This window comes from Paenibacillus sp. P5_B5, from assembly GCF_056400365.1.
On the sequence record NZ_JBFULK010000010.1, the window covers coordinates 60,789 to 78,619 of the forward strand.

At 40.7% G+C, this 17,831-nt stretch carries 19 protein-coding genes; 16 read left to right on the forward strand and 3 right to left on the reverse strand.

From position 1 onward, the window contains the following. Position 1: 1 nt before the first annotated feature. The 9 genes from AC1DOK_RS14435 to AC1DOK_RS14475 all read left to right on the forward strand — a co-directional run bounded on the left by AC1DOK_RS14435 (position 2) and on the right by AC1DOK_RS14475 (position 11,032). Entirely contained in the window at positions 2–559 is a 558-nt protein-coding gene (locus AC1DOK_RS14435; protein WP_477554993.1) for an HAD family hydrolase, read from the forward strand. Next, positions 546–2,678 carry a DUF5054 domain-containing protein gene (locus tag AC1DOK_RS14440; protein WP_477554994.1) on the forward strand — a complete coding sequence of 711 codons (2,133 nt, stop codon included), beginning with the start codon at positions 546–548 and terminating at the stop codon, positions 2,676–2,678. The genes AC1DOK_RS14435 and AC1DOK_RS14440 overlap by 14 nt, the downstream gene beginning before the upstream one ends. Before the next feature lie 76 nt (positions 2,679–2,754). Then, positions 2,755–3,780, forward strand: coding sequence for a LacI family DNA-binding transcriptional regulator (locus AC1DOK_RS14445; RefSeq protein WP_477554995.1), 1,026 nt, complete (start codon positions 2,755–2,757; stop codon positions 3,778–3,780). A gap of 263 nt (positions 3,781–4,043) precedes the next feature. Then, positions 4,044–5,243 (forward strand): phosphoenolpyruvate hydrolase family protein, encoded by a 1,200-nt coding sequence (locus AC1DOK_RS14450; RefSeq protein WP_477554996.1) that lies wholly within the window; start codon positions 4,044–4,046, stop codon positions 5,241–5,243. A 96-nt stretch (positions 5,244–5,339) separates the two neighbouring features. Further along, the gene (locus AC1DOK_RS14455) at positions 5,340–6,548 is read left to right on the forward strand and encodes a Tm-1-like ATP-binding domain-containing protein (protein WP_477554997.1); all 1,209 of its coding nucleotides are present in this window, start codon (positions 5,340–5,342) and stop codon (positions 6,546–6,548) included. A 30-nt stretch (positions 6,549–6,578) separates the two neighbouring features. After that, on the forward strand, positions 6,579–7,409 hold the full coding sequence (locus AC1DOK_RS14460; protein ID WP_477554998.1) for a phosphoenolpyruvate hydrolase family protein: 831 nt from the start codon (positions 6,579–6,581) through the stop codon (positions 7,407–7,409). A gap of 184 nt (positions 7,410–7,593) precedes the next feature. Then, positions 7,594–9,876: a glycoside hydrolase family 3 protein gene (locus AC1DOK_RS14465; RefSeq protein ID WP_477554999.1), complete on the forward strand. Its 2,283-nt coding sequence runs from the start codon at positions 7,594–7,596 to the stop codon at positions 9,874–9,876. 117 nt (positions 9,877–9,993) lie between these two features. Continuing rightward, positions 9,994–10,464 carry a hemerythrin domain-containing protein gene (locus AC1DOK_RS14470; protein ID WP_477555000.1) on the forward strand — a complete coding sequence of 157 codons (471 nt, stop codon included), beginning with the start codon at positions 9,994–9,996 and terminating at the stop codon, positions 10,462–10,464. Between the two features lie 241 nt (positions 10,465–10,705). Further along, positions 10,706–11,032, forward strand: a complete 327-nt coding sequence (locus AC1DOK_RS14475; protein WP_477555001.1) for a thioredoxin family protein — start codon at positions 10,706–10,708, stop codon at positions 11,030–11,032. Positions 11,033–11,080: 48 nt separating this feature from the next. On the opposite strand, the gene AC1DOK_RS14480 is transcribed toward AC1DOK_RS14475, so the two are convergent. Beyond that, positions 11,081–11,839 (reverse strand): ABC transporter permease, encoded by a 759-nt coding sequence (locus tag AC1DOK_RS14480; RefSeq protein WP_477555002.1) that lies wholly within the window; start codon positions 11,837–11,839, stop codon positions 11,081–11,083. Further along, the gene (locus AC1DOK_RS14485; RefSeq protein ID WP_477555003.1) at positions 11,836–12,807 is read right to left on the reverse strand and encodes an ABC transporter ATP-binding protein; all 972 of its coding nucleotides are present in this window, start codon (positions 12,805–12,807) and stop codon (positions 11,836–11,838) included. Before AC1DOK_RS14485 ends, AC1DOK_RS14480 begins: the two co-directional genes overlap by 4 nt. Positions 12,808–12,999: 192 nt before the next feature. Here AC1DOK_RS14485 and AC1DOK_RS14490 point away from each other — a divergent pair, with 192 nt between their 5' ends. Together AC1DOK_RS14490 and AC1DOK_RS14495 are read left to right on the forward strand one after the other, a co-directional pair. After that, positions 13,000–13,227 (forward strand): hypothetical protein, encoded by a 228-nt coding sequence (locus AC1DOK_RS14490; protein WP_477555004.1) that lies wholly within the window; start codon positions 13,000–13,002, stop codon positions 13,225–13,227. A gap of 17 nt (positions 13,228–13,244) precedes the next feature. Continuing rightward, on the forward strand, positions 13,245–13,553 hold the full coding sequence (locus tag AC1DOK_RS14495; protein ID WP_477555005.1) for a hypothetical protein: 309 nt from the start codon (positions 13,245–13,247) through the stop codon (positions 13,551–13,553). Positions 13,554–13,633: 80 nt separating this feature from the next. On the opposite strand, the gene AC1DOK_RS14500 is transcribed toward AC1DOK_RS14495, so the two are convergent. Beyond that, complete coding sequence (locus tag AC1DOK_RS14500) at positions 13,634–13,840, reverse strand: DUF1657 domain-containing protein (protein ID WP_477555006.1); 207 nt, start codon at positions 13,838–13,840, stop codon at positions 13,634–13,636. A gap of 106 nt (positions 13,841–13,946) precedes the next feature. Between AC1DOK_RS14500 and AC1DOK_RS14505 the strand changes: the two genes are divergently transcribed. From AC1DOK_RS14505 to AC1DOK_RS14525, 5 genes are all read left to right on the forward strand, one after another. Next, the gene (locus tag AC1DOK_RS14505; RefSeq protein ID WP_477555007.1) at positions 13,947–14,807 is read left to right on the forward strand and encodes a DUF421 domain-containing protein; all 861 of its coding nucleotides are present in this window, start codon (positions 13,947–13,949) and stop codon (positions 14,805–14,807) included. A gap of 22 nt (positions 14,808–14,829) precedes the next feature. Next, positions 14,830–15,306 (forward strand): stage V sporulation protein AC, encoded by a 477-nt coding sequence (gene spoVAC / locus AC1DOK_RS14510; protein ID WP_477555008.1) that lies wholly within the window; start codon positions 14,830–14,832, stop codon positions 15,304–15,306. Between the two features lies 1 nt (position 15,307). Continuing rightward, the gene (gene spoVAD, locus AC1DOK_RS14515) at positions 15,308–16,321 is read left to right on the forward strand and encodes a stage V sporulation protein AD (RefSeq protein WP_477555009.1); all 1,014 of its coding nucleotides are present in this window, start codon (positions 15,308–15,310) and stop codon (positions 16,319–16,321) included. A 3-nt stretch (positions 16,322–16,324) separates the two neighbouring features. Beyond that, positions 16,325–16,690, forward strand: coding sequence for a stage V sporulation protein AE (gene spoVAE / locus AC1DOK_RS14520; protein WP_477555010.1), 366 nt, complete (start codon positions 16,325–16,327; stop codon positions 16,688–16,690). 183 nt (positions 16,691–16,873) lie between these two features. Continuing rightward, positions 16,874–17,824 carry an AAA family ATPase gene (locus AC1DOK_RS14525; RefSeq protein WP_477555011.1) on the forward strand — a complete coding sequence of 317 codons (951 nt, stop codon included), beginning with the start codon at positions 16,874–16,876 and terminating at the stop codon, positions 17,822–17,824. The last annotated feature ends 7 nt before the right edge of the window (positions 17,825–17,831 follow it).

Sequence of the window (17,831 nt, forward strand, 5' to 3'; positions counted from 1 at the left end):
AATGAAGCCAAAAGAACTGATTGTCTTTTTGGATTGCGGAGATACGATTATAGATGAAAGTAGTGAAATTCGAGATGAACATGATATTGTCATTTCGGCCACTGTGATACCAGGTGCGGATTTAATGGTTAAGACACTGGTAGAAAAAGGATATACGCTTGCGCTTGTCGCAGACGGCTATGCACAGTCGTTTAAAAATATTTTAACTCAAAATGGTGTTTACGATTACTTTACGGCGATGATTTACTCTGAGAATATTAAGGTGGAGAAGCCACATCCACGAATGTTCAAGGCGGCAATGGGGGCACTGGAGTTAGAAGAGAAAGACTATTCACGAATTGTGATGGTTGGCAATAATTTGAGTCGCGATGTGAAGGGGGCCAATGCTCTGGGGATTAAAAGCGTGTTTCTAAGCTGGACTTCTAGGTACCCTAAAGTACCATCTGATGCAAGTGAAAAGCCTGATTATGTGATTTCAGAGCCAATGGAATTAGTGGATTTAGTCGAGCGACTGAATGAGAATCTACTGGTTAAGGAGTATGAAAATGCCTCGGATTGAGACTGTTCATGTCATATTTAAGACTCACCTGGATATCGGCTTTACTGACTTGGCAGGCAGAGTAGTTCGTCGGTACTGTGAAGATTTTATCCCCAAAGCGATCGAATTGGCACAAAAGTTAGATTCACAAGGTGGAGAGGCTCAATTCGTGTGGACGACAGGCTCTTGGCTCATTCACTATTATTTGAAACATGGGACGGAAAGTCAACGTAGAATGATGTCTGAGGCGATTGAGAAAGGCTATATTGCATGGCACGCTCTTCCTTTCACAACACATACTGAACTGCTCGATTCTTCTTTGTTCCAATATGGAATTTCATTGCGTGACCAGTTAGACCATACATTTAGCAAAAAGACGATATCTGCCAAAATGACAGATGTACCTGGTCATACAATCGGTATGGTGCCGTTTCTTGAACAGGCTGGCATTCAATATCTTCATTTAGGAATGAACCCAGCATCGAAGCGTCCTTCTGTCCCTAAAGTTTTTCGCTGGCAATCAGCAGACGGCTCTGAAGTGATTGTGAATTACGCAGAAAACTATGGTGAGCATCTATATATTGACGGTATGCAGGATGTGCTTGTCTTTGCGCATACAGGGGATAACTGCGGACCTCCAAGTATGGAAGATATTCAGCATCAGTTTGCGGAGTTGTCGAAACAATACCCTGGGGCACACATTAAAGCTTCAACAATGGATGCTTTTGCTTCTAAGCTGCTTGCAGTTCGTGGACAACTTCCAATCGTTCGAGAAGAGCTTGGGGATACATGGATTCATGGTACCGGCACGGACCCTCAGAAGATGGGGATGTATCGTGAATTGGTACGTTTGCGCAGTAAGTGGCTATCAGAAGGTAGGATGAAGATAGGAGATCATGAGTTTGAGGAGCTGAGTGAATCACTTCTGCTCGTAGCCGAGCATACTTGGGGACTTGATATCAAGAAATTTTTACCTGATTTTAAGAACTACGCCAAACAAGATTTCTACGCAGCACGTGCGAAGGATATCATCGATCTGGATGACACACCGGATAAATACAGCTATATCAGTTCTTTTGCCATGAATGAATTCGATCAATTGTCCAAAGGATTATTTGCAGCCGAAAGTAGCGAACGTCGGTATTCGCTGGTAGAAGCATCGTGGCAGGAGCAGCGTGATTATTTGAAGCAAGGTCTTGAGGCATTAAGTGATGATAAGAAGCTGGAGGCACATCAAGCGTTAGAGAAGTTAGTACCGATCAAAAGTAAGCTTGTTGATGCTGAACAATGGCAAGCATATCAGATTTATCAACTGAAACGTTTTCAAGTTAAGTTTGGATCTGATGGATCACTCATACAGTTGAAAGATAGATACGGGAAAGAATGGTCAGATGAGCAGCATGTGCTGGGTGCTTATCGTTATGAAGTTTTTGGCACGGAAAATTATGCTCATTGGTTTGAAACTTACATGGAAGATTTACCGACGACTCACACTTGGGCGGATGCTGACTTCGGGAAGCCCGGATTTGAATATGTTAGGCCAAGACCTGCACATCGCTTGTATACACCTTCGCTTATTAGACTAGAGCATGCTAGCTTAGAAACAGAAGATTTGGTACTTGCAAAGTTGCGCCTGCCGGATGAGGCGATAGATCTGTATGGAGCTCCAAGGGAAATAGAGTTGTTATATGTATTTAATCATGACAGCGACTTGATTGATGTTGAATTGAACTGGTGGAGCAAGGATGCTTGCAGACTGCCAGAAGCTAGCTGGTTATCCTTTTCGCTGCTCGTGGATAATCCGAATTTGTGGATGCTGGAGAAGCTCGGCAGTAAGGTATCGCCTCTTCAAGTTGTCAAGAATGGTAATCGCAACTTGCATGCAGTGGATTCTGGTGTAAGCTATGTTGGGACGGACGGCTCGGTAGACATTCATACGTTGGATACGCCACTTGTATCTCCTGGAAGAAGACGTTTGCTGGAATTCGACAATACATTTGCTCCACTTGATGAAGGAATGCATTTTAATCTGCACAATAATATTTGGGGAACGAATTTTCGAATGTGGTTTGAAGGGGATGCCAGATTCCATTTTCGGCTCAAACTGTGTACAAACCAAGTAGCTCAACAACCTAGGTGACTTTTCACATGAATATATAAAAGAGGATATGTGGCATTTGATGGTATAATAGATGGTAAATAATTGAGGGATACAAATGGCTACGATATACGATATTGCGAAAGCAGCAGGTGTCTCAGCTGCAACCGTCTCCAAAGTGATCAATCAGACAGGGAGAATAAGTGAAGCGACACAGTTTAAAATTCGAAAAATTATGAATGAACTTAACTATCAGCCTAGTTTAGTTGCTTCTGCTTTGACCAAAAAACGTACATATTCGATCGGTTTGCTGATACCAGATCTAGCGAATCCATTTTTTGCTGAAATTGCGAAAAGTGTTGAAAAGCATGCACAGGAATTCGGATTTAGTCTCATCATATGCAACACAGATAATGACATTAAAAAAGAAGAACGATATATTGGGTTGCTAAAACAAAAAAGTGTAGACGGTATTATTTTAGGGACAGGTGTCCGTAATGACGTCACTTTGAAAATGCTGATTCAGCAAAAACTACCGATTGCACTAATTGCGCGTGACTTACCCTCTCTTCCAGTCGATGCTGTTATGGTAGATGATTTTCTTGGTGGTTATTTGGCTACATCACATTTGATACAACTGGGACATCGACATATTGCTGTGCTTTCCGAGGAATTAACGGTAGTTAGCAGTCGTGAGCGAATTCGTGGTTACATGCAGGCACTGGAAGAAGCAGAAATTTGTTTTCAAGAGGAACTAATGGTTGTAAGTCCATCTCAAATTGATGATAGTAAGAAAACAGCAGGTCTGCTTCTTGATTCCGATTTTCCACCGACTGCTATTTTTGCGTGTAACGATGTCCTTGCAATAGGAACCATTCAAGCCGCACGTCAAAGAGGGATAAGAGTTCCACTAGACTTGTCCGTAGTAGGTTTTGATAATACAATTCTAGCTACGATTATTGATCCCCCTTTAACGACAGTAGCTCAGCCTATTCAGGAGCTTGGCAAGCAAGTGATTGATTTAATCATTTCAGAGATTAATGATCAGAAGCAGACGAAACAGCGTGTGGTCTTAACTCCTGAAATTGTGATTCGGCAATCAACAGCTCGTTTGCAAGTGGCTTCGAATGGAATTGGCTTGTAAATTGCTATGTGTGAATATCAATATAAATATAAATAGGCATATTTCGTTATGAACATAATGTTTTCACGAATGAATCAATTTCAAGGGGTAATCCTTCAGTCATTATTATGACTTATGGGATTGCCCCTTAAATTCAGAAAAAACCTTTTCCTAACTTATCCAAAAGACTGGAAGAAATTTATTCTGTATTTCGGATATCATGAGAACTATGAACTATGAAATAATAAGAATAAGTTATGAACTGGATAAGGGGATTTGTAAGTATGTATAGAGTGAAAATCCTGGAAAATCTCAAATCACAAATAAAAATGGGTAATCACATTATTGGAGTTGCTACAGGTGCAGGAATAACGGCAAAGTATGCGAAACAGGGTGGGGCTGATTTCATTCTGATGTTAAATTCGGGTAGATTTCGCCAAATGGGGAGAAGTTCACTCGCTGGTTTTTTGCCATTTTGCAATAGCAATGATATGGTAATGGATTTTGCATCTAGAGAGATCATACCCTTAGTAAAGGACATACCGATTATTTTTGGCCTTAATGCAACCGATCCTACAAAGGATATGGAAACTTACATAAGTGAAATAAAAGATATGGGGTTTTCTGGTATTAATAACTACCCCACAGTTGGATTAATAGATGGTCGATTTAGCGAAGCTCTTAAAGAAGATGGGAATCATTATCTACTTGAAGTAGAAGCAATTCGAATAGCCCATGAGAAAGATTTGTTTACAGTTGCCTTTGTATTTGACGAATTACAAGCAGCTCAAATGATCGAAGCTGGAGCTGATATTATTTGTGCACATTTAGGCTTGACAGAAGGAGGATTATTAGGGGCCAAAAAAGTATTTTCCCTGGAAGCTGCCAAGGTCAAAGCGGACAAGATATTTAATACATGTAATAAGTTAAAGCCAGATGTAATCAAGTTGGTTTATGGAGGTCCTGTGAAAACGCCAATTGATGTTCAATATATGTATAGTAATAATGAAAAATTAATGGGTTATATAGGGGGATCTGCTTTTGAGAGAATCCCATCAGAAAAGTCCATTACCAATATAACGAAAGCCTTTAAAGTAACGGGTAAGCTTGATGAAGATGATTTATTGGTTAAGATGTTAGACGGAATTACCAAGCATTATGATTATGTTGAATTTGTGAAAGAATACGTTGCCCAAAATTATATGAATGAGATTTCTTTTTTAGATTTAGCCAAGGTTGCTCATGTATCCAGAAGTTACTTAAGCAGTTTGTTCAAAAAGAAAGTAGGTTGCAGTTTCCAAACGTATATTGTGCAATTTCGCATCGATAAAGCGGCCGAGATATTAGACAGGGAAAATATCCAGTTATCAGAGTTAGCACCGTTAGTCGGATATCAAGACTATGCACAATTCAGCAAAATGTTTAAGAAGTACAAAGGTTGTTCTCCAAAACAATATAAATCTAACATAAACACAAAAACATAAGACATAAAAGCGTTTTCATAAATAAACCAAAGCAGTATGATTAATTTGTAGTTAATCATACTTTTTTATTGAGGTAGAAAAGAGGAGGTTAAACAAGTGAAGACAATCGCAATTGCAGGAACATTTGACACCAAGGGTGATGAATATCTATTTATCAGAAATTTGATTGAAAGTTTGGGTCTAGGTACTTTTACCATCCACACAGGTGTATTTGAGCCTGCATTTAGACCCGATGTATCAAACAGTCAAGTAGCAGAAGCTGCTGGTGCAGATATGAAAACGATCGTCGCTAAGAAAGACAGAGCTCTTGCAACGGAAGTATTATCCAGAGGTATGGAAAAACTAGTACCTGAATTATATAAACAAGGTAAATTTGATGGAATTATCTCCTTTGGGGGTACTGGTGGAACTTCGCTAGTGACACCTGGTATGCGGGCATTGCCGATTGGTGTACCCAAAGTGATGGTGTCGACAGTAGCATCGGGGAATACGGCTCCATATGTAGGCACTAGTGATATTGTTATGATGCCGTCCATTGTCGATGTTGCGGGGCTTAACTCCATTTCAACAAAGATTTTTACAAATGCAGCATTTGCAATCGCAGGGATGGTTAAATTTGAAAATACCCAAGTGATCGAGAAAAAGCCATTGATTGCGGCCACGATGTTTGGGGTAACAACTCCATGTGTAACGGCAGCCAGGAATTATCTTGAGGCAAGGGGATATGAAGTGCTTGTGTTCCATGCAACAGGTGTAGGTGGACAAACTATGGAAGCGCTTATTGAGGCTGGATTTATTGAAGGGGTATTAGATCTTACCACAACAGAGTGGGCAGATGAAATTATTGGCGGCGTTCTGAATGCAGGACCTTATCGTCTAGAGGCAGCAGGCAGAAATCATATTCCACAGATTGTATCCGTTGGTGCACTTGATATGTGTAACTTTGGACCTTACGATACGATACCAGAGAAATTTGCTGGACATAAATTCTATAAGCATAACCCTACCGTAACACTCATGAGAACAACTGTAGAAGAAAATGAAGCAATCGGCAAAAAGCTTGTTGAAAAACTAAATATGTCAAAAGAGAAAACGGTATTAATGGTACCTCTCAAAGGCATATCAGGCATTGATGTCCCGGGTGAAGCCTTCTATGGTCCAGAGGAAGATAAGATGTTATTCGATACCTTAAGAAATGGTATAAACAGAAATGTTGTAGAGATAATCGAAATGAATTGTGCAATTAATGATATAGAGTTTGCAGAGGCAGCGGCACAGAAACTAATTGAATTAATGAATAAATAGAACTATAAAATTATGGTGGAGGAGTTATACATGAATAAAAATACAAGAGTAGAAATTATGGCAAAGTTTAGAGAACAAGTTAAAAATGGAAAAATTCTTTTGGGAGTAGGCGCCGGTACAGGTATTACTGCTAAAAGCAGTGAAGCTGGCGGAGCTGATATGCTGATCGTTTATAATTCTGGAAGATATAGAATGGCAGGCCGAGGATCATTGGCAGGGCTATTATCTTATGGAGATGCCAATCAAATTGTAGTCGAAATGGGTTCTGAAGTATTGCCAGTTGTGAAAAATACACCGGTATTAGCAGGCGTATGCGGAACGGATCCTTTTAGAGTTATGGAGGTTTATTTAAAACAACTTAAGGATCAAGGATTTAGCGGAGTTCAAAACTTCCCAACCGTAGGTTTGATTGATGGCGTTTTTAGACAAAACCTGGAAGAGACGGGTATGGGATATGATTTGGAAGTAGAAATGATTAGAATTGCACATGAACTGGACATGCTTACAACGCCTTATGTATTTGATCCCGAGCAAGCAAAAGCAATGGCGGCAGCAGGAGCAGATATTCTGGTAGCGCATATGGGCTTGACTACCAAAGGAACAATTGGAGCCACGACAGCTCTTACATTAGATGATTGTGTAGAGAAGATTGAAGCTATTATTAAAGCAGGGAAAGAAGTTAACCCAGATATTATGGTCATCTGTCATGGCGGTCCTATTGCAGAACCAGAAGATGCTAAGTACGTGATTGAAAGAACAGAGGGAATAGATGGATTCTTTGGTGCGTCCAGTATTGAACGATTTGCAGCTGAGAAGGGCATTAAAGAGCAGACGGAATCATTTAAAAAAATCACAAAGTAAAAGAATTAGGCAAAAATTTATACTGGTTATGTGTCAGATGAGCTTCGTTATATGAAAAGAGGTTAAAAATTGATATCAAACAATATAAATAGCTGCCTGTCATAAGACAGGCGGCTGTTTTATAATTAATGCAAGCGTTTCCGCAACTTTGGATTGCATTAACATATAACGGAGGGAAACAAATATGACAAACAATAAATTCCATGCAGTAGATGTTGAACAAACAATTCGTTATATCTTCAATAGCAATGGACCTACGCTTGGCTATTCGACGACTTCTGCTATCAAGATTATTGAGCAGGATGGGTTGTTTTTTAAGGATCTTAATCAGAATGGGATACTTGATCCTTATGAAGACTGGCGATTGCCGATTGAGGAGCGGGTTAAGGATCTGGCATCGAGAATGTCGATCGAGCAAATCGCAGGGCTGATGCTGTACAGCAGGCATCAGTCTATCCCTGCAGCAAGTGGCGGATGGTTCGCCAGCACGTACCAAGGCTTAAGCTATGAAGAGAGCGGAGCAAAGCCATGGGAGCTAACGGATGAACAAATCGCTTTTCTTGCCAAGGATCATTTGCGCCATATTCTCATTACGACGGTTGAGAGTTCGGAAATCGCGGCCAAGTGGAGCAATCAGGTGCAAGCATTCGCTGAAGGCACGGGGCTGGGGATACCGGCTAATAATAGCACTGATCCTAGGCATGGATCGGATGCGAGCTCAGAGTTTAATGCAGGATCAGGGAAGAATGTATCGATGTGGCCCGAAACACTAGGATTAGCGGCTACCTTTGATCCTGATGTTACACGACGCTTTGGTGAGATTGCTGCACAAGAATATCGTGCACTTGGAATTACAACCGCATTATCACCGCAGATTGATATTGCAACAGACCCGCGTTGGTTCCGTTATAACGGGACATTCGGAGAGGATACACAGCTTACCACTGATATGGCCAAAGCTTATGTTGACGGCTTTCAAACCTCGGAGACAGATCAAGAACTTCATGCTGGCTGGGGCTATGACAGTGTCAATGCGATGGTGAAACATTGGCCGGGAGGCGGCTCAGGTGAAGGTGGGCGAGATGCTCATTTTGGCTGTGGAAAATATGCAGTCTATCCTGGAAATAACTTTGATGAACATTTGCTGCCCTTCGTTGATGGTGCTTTTCAATTATCCGGCAAGACGGGAAAAGCTGCGGCGGTGATGCCGTATTATACCATTTCGACGGATCAAGATACCGTTAACGGAGAGAATGTAGGCAATTCTTATAATACCTATTTAATTCAAGATTTGCTTCGTACGAAGTATGGCTATGATGGAGTTGTATGTACGGATTGGCTTATTACTGCCGATGAAACGAGTGAAAAGGATGTTTTTCTTTCTGGGAAGCCTTGGGGTGTCGAGGAATTAACGGTAGCAAAGCGGCATTATAAGCTGCTCATGGCTGGCGTTGATCAGTTCGGTGGAAATAATGAGATTGAACCTGTGCTGGAAGCATACCGGATGGGAGTGGCAGAACATGGGGAGAGCTTCATGCGAAAGCGGTTTGAACAATCTGCTAGAAGGCTTCTGCGGAATATTTTTCAGGTTGGTCTTTTTGAGAATCCGTATCTACAGCCTGAGAAGAGTGCGCAGATCGTCGGAAATCCAGACTTTATGCAAGCTGGTTATGATGCCCAATTGAAGTCTGTTGTTTTGTTAAAAAATACGAATGATGTACTTCCTCTAAAGCCAAAAACGAAGGTTTATATTCCAAAGCGGTATACCCCAGCAGACAAAGATTGGTTCGGTATGCCAATTCCGGAAAGCCTCAAGTATCCAGTCAACTTAGAAGTTGTCTCTAAATATTTTGAGGTAACGGATAATCCAGATGAGGCAGATGTAGGGCTCGTATTTATTAGCAGTCCGAAGTCTGGTATCGGCTATAGCACGGAGGATGCGGAGCGTGGAGGAAATGGATATGTCCCGATTAGTTTGCAATATCGTAAATATTCCGCAGAACATGCTCGTGAAGTAAGTCTTGCTGGAGATCCACGTGATTCGGATGTACTTAATCGTTCCTACAAGGGCAAGTCTGTTAACACACATAACGAATCTGATTTGCAGACTGTACTTGAAACGAAGGAAATGGTGCAAGGCAAGCCGGTAATTGTTTCCTTGCTCTTAAATAATCCATCAATCGTCGAAGAGTTTGAATCCGAAGTAGATGCAATTCTGATCAATTTCGGGGTACAGGATCAGGCGGTGATGGATATTCTCAGCGGAGCACACGAACCTTCCGGTCTGCTCCCGATGCAAATGCCTGCGAATATGCAAACTGTTGAACAACAGTTCGAGGATGTTGCACATGATATGCAGTGCCATGTAGATACTGAAGAACATACCTATGACTTTGGATATGGCATGAACTGGAATGGTGTTATCCATGATGAACGGACAATGAAGTACAAGAGAAATAAAGATTGATTTGCAGTTAAAAAGGTTAGTAAATAGAAGAAGAGCTAATTCAATTGTAATTAGCTCTTTTTTTGCATTTATGAGCTATAATATAAATATCTGTATAATTTGAAGGAGGGGGCTTTCATGCCATCGCCAATCAAAAGACATGAAGCAATTGCACCTTTATCACGACATCATCATCATGTACTGGTTATGTCGCTCAAAATTAGCAAGCTTGGTTTAACTCCCAGTCTGGATGAAGTTAAAGCACTTCAAGAAGAGATTAAATCCTTATGGGAAACAGGGGGACAAGCGCATTTTCGGGAAGAAGAGGAAATCTTGCTTCCTGCATATGCCAGATATGCTCCAATTAATCAGCAAGTCATTATCGAAATGCTGCTTGAGCATGTTGAAATTCGTTCACTGATGAGCGCGATTGATCAAAAACAAGGGAATGTAATCGAAGATATTCGTAAACTGGGTATTATGCTTGAACAGCATGTTCGCAAAGAGGAAAGAGTTGTATTTCCGATGATTGAAGCAGCACTTCCAGAAGAAGTATTACAGGAGCTTAAACCTTATTTCCACGAGCATTCTTCTACTTGCAAACTTTAGAGTAGTCGTGCGATGTACCCAACCAATATAAAATCATTACAGCCAGCAATCACCTCTAAAGAACGTGAAACCACATTAAATGATAGGATAGAATTAGCACTCGAAACAGCCTTGACTCTACCATAAAGTGAAACTTTAAACCGATAAATCTTGTTTTTAACAAGTGATATCGGTTTATTGTTATTCGCAGTATAATAAATTTTACACATCTCGGATAAAGCATAAGGGGAGGCTTCAAGCTATGAACAAAATATCCAATCTACCAGAACTTCAGTCCCGTATTTCAAATGAGTCATTGTGCCTTGTGTATATTAAAACAGAGAATTGCGGTGTTTGTGATGTCGTATTGGACAAGACCTTTACTTTGTTGACTAAATTTCCAAAGCTAACGGCTTTGCTCGTCAATATGCACGAAACACCAGATGCTTCATCAGCTTTTCTTGTCTTTACAGCCCCTACCATTATTTTGTTTGTTGAAGGCAAAGAGGTTTATCGTGCCTCGCGATTTGTTTTATTTAATGAATTAGAAGATAGATTAGATACATGGTATAAAGAAATATATGGATAAAAGATAAATAGTAAATAGTAAATAGTAATGATCCGCTGTTGCTTAAACTTACTTATTCACTCGCCATTTCACACTTTTCGTAATTACGATATACGTTAGTACTGAGAATCCCAGTAGAACAATCATATTCTTCGTTAAATCTGGGCTCCAGCCAACTGTGAAAATATCTCTTAAAGCTTCTGTTGCATAGGTAGTAGGGAAGATATAGGAAATCCACTGAAAAATAACAGGTAGCTGACTCATGTCAACCATGACAGGTGTTAAGAAGGTAACAAGCATCATAAGGATTTGTGTCAGCATATTCGTTAATTGGTGATTGGGTGACCAGAAGCCAAGTCCTACTCCAATTCCAACAACACTAAAGAGGGAGAGGAATAAGACAGGTATGATCCCCCAGCTGTAGTGAAACTGGATGCCGAAGACGAGTTGGCCAATAGCAGCAAGTACAACTACTGATGGTATTGTGGACATAAATCCTCTTAATAAATTGGCAAAAACAAAGTTCAATTTAGAAATGGGAAGTGATGCGTAGAAGGTAAAATGTCCTTGATGCTTCTGCCAGGATATTTCCTGACCCATGGTGTTCATGCCCATCACTATAATCCCAAAAACCATATTACCTACGATTAATCGGACCATCACATCAGGTGTTGGATCTACAGTAAAGAATTTCATGAATAATAAAGTAGTAAGTGGGAACATGGATGCCATTAACACGACCCAGACCCATTGTTCTCGAATAATTGAGAATTGAATTTTGAATAAAATCAGAAGTTCCACTAGCGAACGATTCAATCTAGCACTCATACGCTAACAACCTCCTTCAACACTTCTGTTACATGATGCGCTTCCTGATCAATATGAAAGTAAACATCCTCTAAGCTTGGCGGTACGATGGAGTACTCTTCGATTTGAAAACCACCTTTATCAGCTATAATCCAGTCTAGCACTTTACTAGCATCATTCTTCTCAACTAGTAAACGAAGTCGATTCTCACCATTTCGTTGAACGACGCCATATGTTTCCATATACTGCATTAAGGCTTCGAGTTTACCTGAAGTAACTGTTAGTTCAAATTTAAGTCGTTGATCTACTTTCTGCTTTAATTTGGATACATGATCTATAGCGAGCAGCTTACCATGATTAATCACCGCTACTCGGTCTACGACCTGCTCGGCTTCAAGCACATTATGAGTCACGAGAATAATAGTGGCTCCTTGCTGATTTCGCTCTTGAATCATATTCCATACTAATCTTCTTTTTTTGGGATCTAGCTCGTTCGTAGGTTCATCAAAAATCATAACAGGAGAGTTGCCAATTAATGCCGTACCGATGCCAATTAGCCGCTTCTGTCCACCTGATATGCGCGAAAGTGTCTTATTTCTCACATCTTCCATCTCGAACCGTGCTAGTAGTTCTTCTGTTTCGAGCATCGCATTACGTTTTGTCATTCCTCTTAGTCTTCCTGTGTAGAATAATACTTCCCAAGCTTTAAGTGATGTAAGGACATGTGGCTCTTGGGAGTAGAACGCAACCTTCTGAGCAACAGATTGTGTTTGTTTAAGTACATTAATCCCTTGGAAGCGGATTTCCCCTAATGAAGGGTTCTGATGACCGACCATTTGATGAATAAGTGTAGATTTACCCGCCCCATTGGGACCAAGCAGCCCGAGTATTTCCCCTTCGTTCACCTCAAAATGAATATCGTCGTTTGCCTTGACCTTTCCTTTTTTATAAATTTTGCTGATATGGATGATTTCGTAAATTGGTTTCATGTTCAATGCTCCTTCACTTAATTGCATGATAGTGTAATTATGTTGCAAATAGTGAGTATTTCCTACAGTCAATAGAATGAAACTTATCTCCATCTAGAGGCTGAGTAGAATTGGTTCTTTGGCATGAAAAGTCTTAAATTGGAGAAGAACTAGAGGTACAATAAATTGCAAATGTGAAGGAGATAGTAAGAGTTGATGAATGTACTTCTGTGGCTTCTGGTGTTTGCTGCCATTATTCTGCTTGGAGGAACTATCTTGTCATTCGTGGTGGTACGAAGGCAAAGATATCATGAAACAGACCGTGGACTTAATCAGACAACGGCGAAGCACCGAATTCTAGCTAATCCGATCTTGATTGCTTACGTGCTATTTCCACTTGCGATCGTGATCGGTGTATTAATCCTGTTTTATTTGCTGTGATGGGGGGGAGAGTAATTATGAGTAAACGTAAATATTATGTTTCCGTGCAAGCAGGCACCATTATGTCAGGTCAGGGTGATGCTGCTTATGAGCTTGAGATTGAAGCGAGTGAAGCGGAAAAGGCTGACTTAGAGAGGTTATTTGGAACGAAGACTAGCTTTGATGATGCTTCTTATTTTAGAACGCATGTACCGGGTGTTCCATATCATTTGGACGAAGAGAATGATGGCTATGATCACACGCTAAAGGATATATATAAACTCCTATATGAACTCGGAACAGAAGAAACTAAACAACATATTGCTACTATGCATATATTGGAATAGTGTTCCATGTTCTAGAGCAATAAGAAGCTCGGCTAACGATACTGCCTAATGGCAACATCGTTAGCCGAGCTATTTTTAACTTAAAAACCTTTATACTGTGGCTCTTCCTGTTCTAATTCTTGTACACGAGAGTTAAGCTGGTCTACTACACCTTGTGTTGTTTGGGCTGCTGTTTCAAACAACTGCTTAGCCTGTTGGTTTTGTGTGCCAAGTGCAAACGTTTCTAAGGATGCTTGGGCGCTCTTAAGGGATGCTAATGTTGTTTTTACTTGTGATGAAACGGTCATTCGGATAATCACCTCCAATTAATTTGACAACACATAACATGTCCAAGTTTGGCACATAATAATCGATGAGAAATCTTAGCAACTACTGCTAATGAGGGGAGATCATGTGGAACATTTACACATCATAATGGTACGAGCTCTCGGTGCAATTGTGGTTATGTTTATTTTCACTCGAATCCTAGGTAAACGACAAATTTCGCAATTAACCTTCTTTGAGTACATAACAGGTATTACGATTGGCGACTTAGCCGGATTTATTTCAACTGATATTGAAGCTAACTATATACATGGACTCGGAGCGATGGTGGTCTGGTTTATCATTCCTTTTTCAGTAGAATGGCTAGTGCTCAAGAATCGGAGATTGCGATTTTCGTTTGAAGGGAAAGAGCGAGCTTTAATCAAGGAAGGTAAAATTATGGAAGGCAATTTGAAAAAAGAACGGGTTTCGAGCGATGAGTTACTTGAACAATTGCGGACTAAAAATGTGTTTAATCTAACGGAAGTTGAGTATGCGGTGTTTGAATCTAGTGGTGCCTTAAGCGTACTGCTGAAGTCTGAGAATCGTCCGCTTACACCTAAAGACTTGAAAATGAAAGTAGCCTCCGAACGAGCACCACTTGCAATTATTATGGATAGCGAAATTATCGATGAAGGGTTAGAAGGTTCGGGATACACCAGAGAATGGTTACAAACCGAATTGGAAACGCTAGGGTTGACTAATGAAGATGTTTACTTAGCACAGCTTGATGCTTACGGTCAAATGTATGTGGATTTTTATGACGATAGGCTGTCTGTACCAGTACCTAAGACAAAAGCATTACTCTATGCAACTCTCCAAAAAGCCCACGTTGACTTAGAACTATTCGCTGCAACCACTAAAAATATGAATGCCCGGAATAGGTATATCAAATGCGCTGAAGAAATGGAAGCAGTTGTGCAATCTCTGAAGATGATACTTAGCAATTAGAATATGTTATGGAGGTTCGGCAATGACAAGTAAAAAAAGCAAATTAACGAAGACGCAGCAACAATATCAAGAACTAGCCAAGCAGAATGAGCCACCAAGACCTGTGCTAAGAAACTGTTTATTTGCATTTCTAGTGGGGGGATTTATTTGTGATATTGGCCAAGCATTAATGGTGATGTTCGAAAAAGTATTTGGTTTTACCAAAGAAACGGCAAGTAATCCAACGGTCGCTGCACTTGTGTTGATTTCAGTCATACTAACAAGCTTAGGCTTGTACGACAAAATAGCACAATGGGCGGGTGCAGGGACTGCGGTGCCTGTAACAGGATTTGCAAATTCCATGTGTTCTGCTGCATTAGAACATCGAAGTGAAGGTTTGGTGTTGGGTGTTGGTGGAAACATGTTTAAGTTAGCAGGTTCAGTTATTGTATTTGGTGCGGTAGCTGCATTTTTTGTAGGTATTTGTCAGTTACTGTTCGGAACACCTGGAGGTCACTAATATGCTAAAAGGTCATCAAAGCTGGGTATTTGAGAATAGACCTGTTATTAAATCTACAGCCACAGTTGTAGGGCCAGATGAAGGGGCAGGTCCTTTGCAGAATGATTTTGATGTGGTGCACAGTGATTTGCGATTAGAGCAAGAGAGCTGGGAGAAAGCAGAAAAAAAGATGATGGAAGAAGCTGCGCAGCTTGCCATCAAGAAAGCAGAACTACAAAGTGGAGACGTTCAATTTTATTTAGGTGGAGATCTGCTTAATCAGATTATTTCGTCCTCATTTGCAGCTCGCACTTTGGCTATCCCTTACATTGGTATCTTTGGTGCTTGTTCGACTTCTATGGAAGGATTAGCACTTGGAGCAATGATTGTGAATAGTGGAGGGGCTAAGCATGTCCTATGTGGGACCTGTTCACATAATTGTACAGTTGAAAAGCAGTTCCGGTATCCAACTGAATATGGAGCGCAGAAACCTCCTACAGCACAATCGACAGCTACCGGTGCAGGTGTTTGTATACTCGGAAAGCATGGAGAAGGACCTGTTGTTACATCGGCAACTATAGGTAGAGTAATCGACATGGGCATCACGGATCCATACAATATGGGAGCTGCGATGGCACCAGCTGCTGTAGATACGATACAAGCCCATTGCAGAGATTTAAAGCGTGAACCGGGTTATTACGATTTAATTGTTACGGGAGATTTAGCCGCTGTTGGATATGATATTGCAACTGATTTATTTCACAAACATAAATTTCCTATTAATCAGACGCAATACATGGATTGTGGCTTATTGCTTTACGATCGTGAGAAGCAGGGCATGCAAGCAGGTGCTTCCGGGTGCGGATGTTCTGCAGTTGTAACCTATGGAACACTCATGAAGAAGCTTAGGAATGGTGAGCTTAACCGAATTCTGGTGGTGGCAACGGGAGCACTCCTTTCCCCACTTTCCTTTCAACAAGGAGAAAGCATTCCATGCATCGCGCACGCAGTTGCTATTGAGAACGGAGGTAAATAAGTTATGTGGACGCAAATTTCACCATTTATATGGGCTTTTCTAGTTGGCGGAGCGATTTGTGTAGTGGGGCAATTGATGATGGATATCGGTAAACTTACCCCGGCTCATACGATGAGTTCATTAGTAGTGATCGGGGCCATACTTGATGGTGTCGGTTTATATGACCCATTAGTTCGATTTGCTGGTGCTGGAGCTAGTGTGCCAATCACGAGCTTTGGTAATGCACTTGTTCATGGTGCTTTGACAGAGATTGAGAATCACGGATGGATCGGGATATTGATGGGGATTTTCACCATAACAAGTGCAGGGATTTCATCTGCCATCATCTTCTCGTTCCTGGCATCACTGTTAGCCAAGCCCAAAGGTTAGAGGTAATTCTACCTTCTTAGACACAATTTTACATTATTAAGAAGCTTCTTTGTTCATATGAACAGACAGAGAGGCTTTTTATATCGTTCATAATAAGTTTTAATTGTATGAATATTCTAAAATCTAGTATTATAAGATTAGGGTTATGCTAATGAATTAATCTTATGATGCGGAGGTCCGAATATGGCAACATTGGTAGAAACGCATGTGAGCCTGCTTGAGAAGCTAAGGAATAACTTAGAGGCTTGCATTCACGGCAAAAGAATGGAGATCGACTTATTGTTAACTGCCTTACTTGCAGGTGGACATGTACTAATTGAAGATGTTCCAGGTACTGGAAAAACAGTTCTCATTAAAGCACTAGCAAAGTCAATTCAAGGACAGTTTCGTCGTATTCAATGTAATCCAGATTTGCTACCTACTGATGTAACGGGTGTATCAATCTACCATCCTAAGAACGAGGCTTTTATATTTCGGCCCGGACCTGTCTTTTCTAATATTCTATTAGTAGACGAAATTAATAGGGCAACAACGAAAACACAGTCTGCATTACTAGAAGCAATGGAGGAGAAGCATATAACGGTTGATGGGGAAGGCTATGAACTGCCTAAACCATTTCTACTCTTAGCTACTCAGAATCCGATTGATTTTGAAGGAACCTATACATTACCAGAAGCGCAATTAGATCGATTTATGATTAAACTATCACTTGGATATCCAGATGAGAAGATGGAGCACCGAATGGTCACCTCCCAAATGGTTACTTCTCCATTAGACACTATAACTCCAGTTGCAAATATTGAAGAGGTTATGGAAATGCAGGAAGCGGTCAGAAATGTACACGTGGAAAATTCAGTTATTTCCTATTTAACTGCAATAACAAGAGCTACACGTTCACACCCAGCCATTTACTTAGGCGCTAGCCCGAGAGCAACACTTGCCCTAGTCCATGCCTCACAAGCATATGCCTACCTCTCTGGAAGAGCGTATGTCATTCCAGATGATATTAAATACTTAGCACCTTACATTTTGCATCACCGGATGATTATTCATAATGGTGCAAGATTGGAGGGAACTTCTCTTTCTTCTGTACTGCAATTGATCATGGATCAGGTGAGAACGCCTGTAAGATAGGAGATGT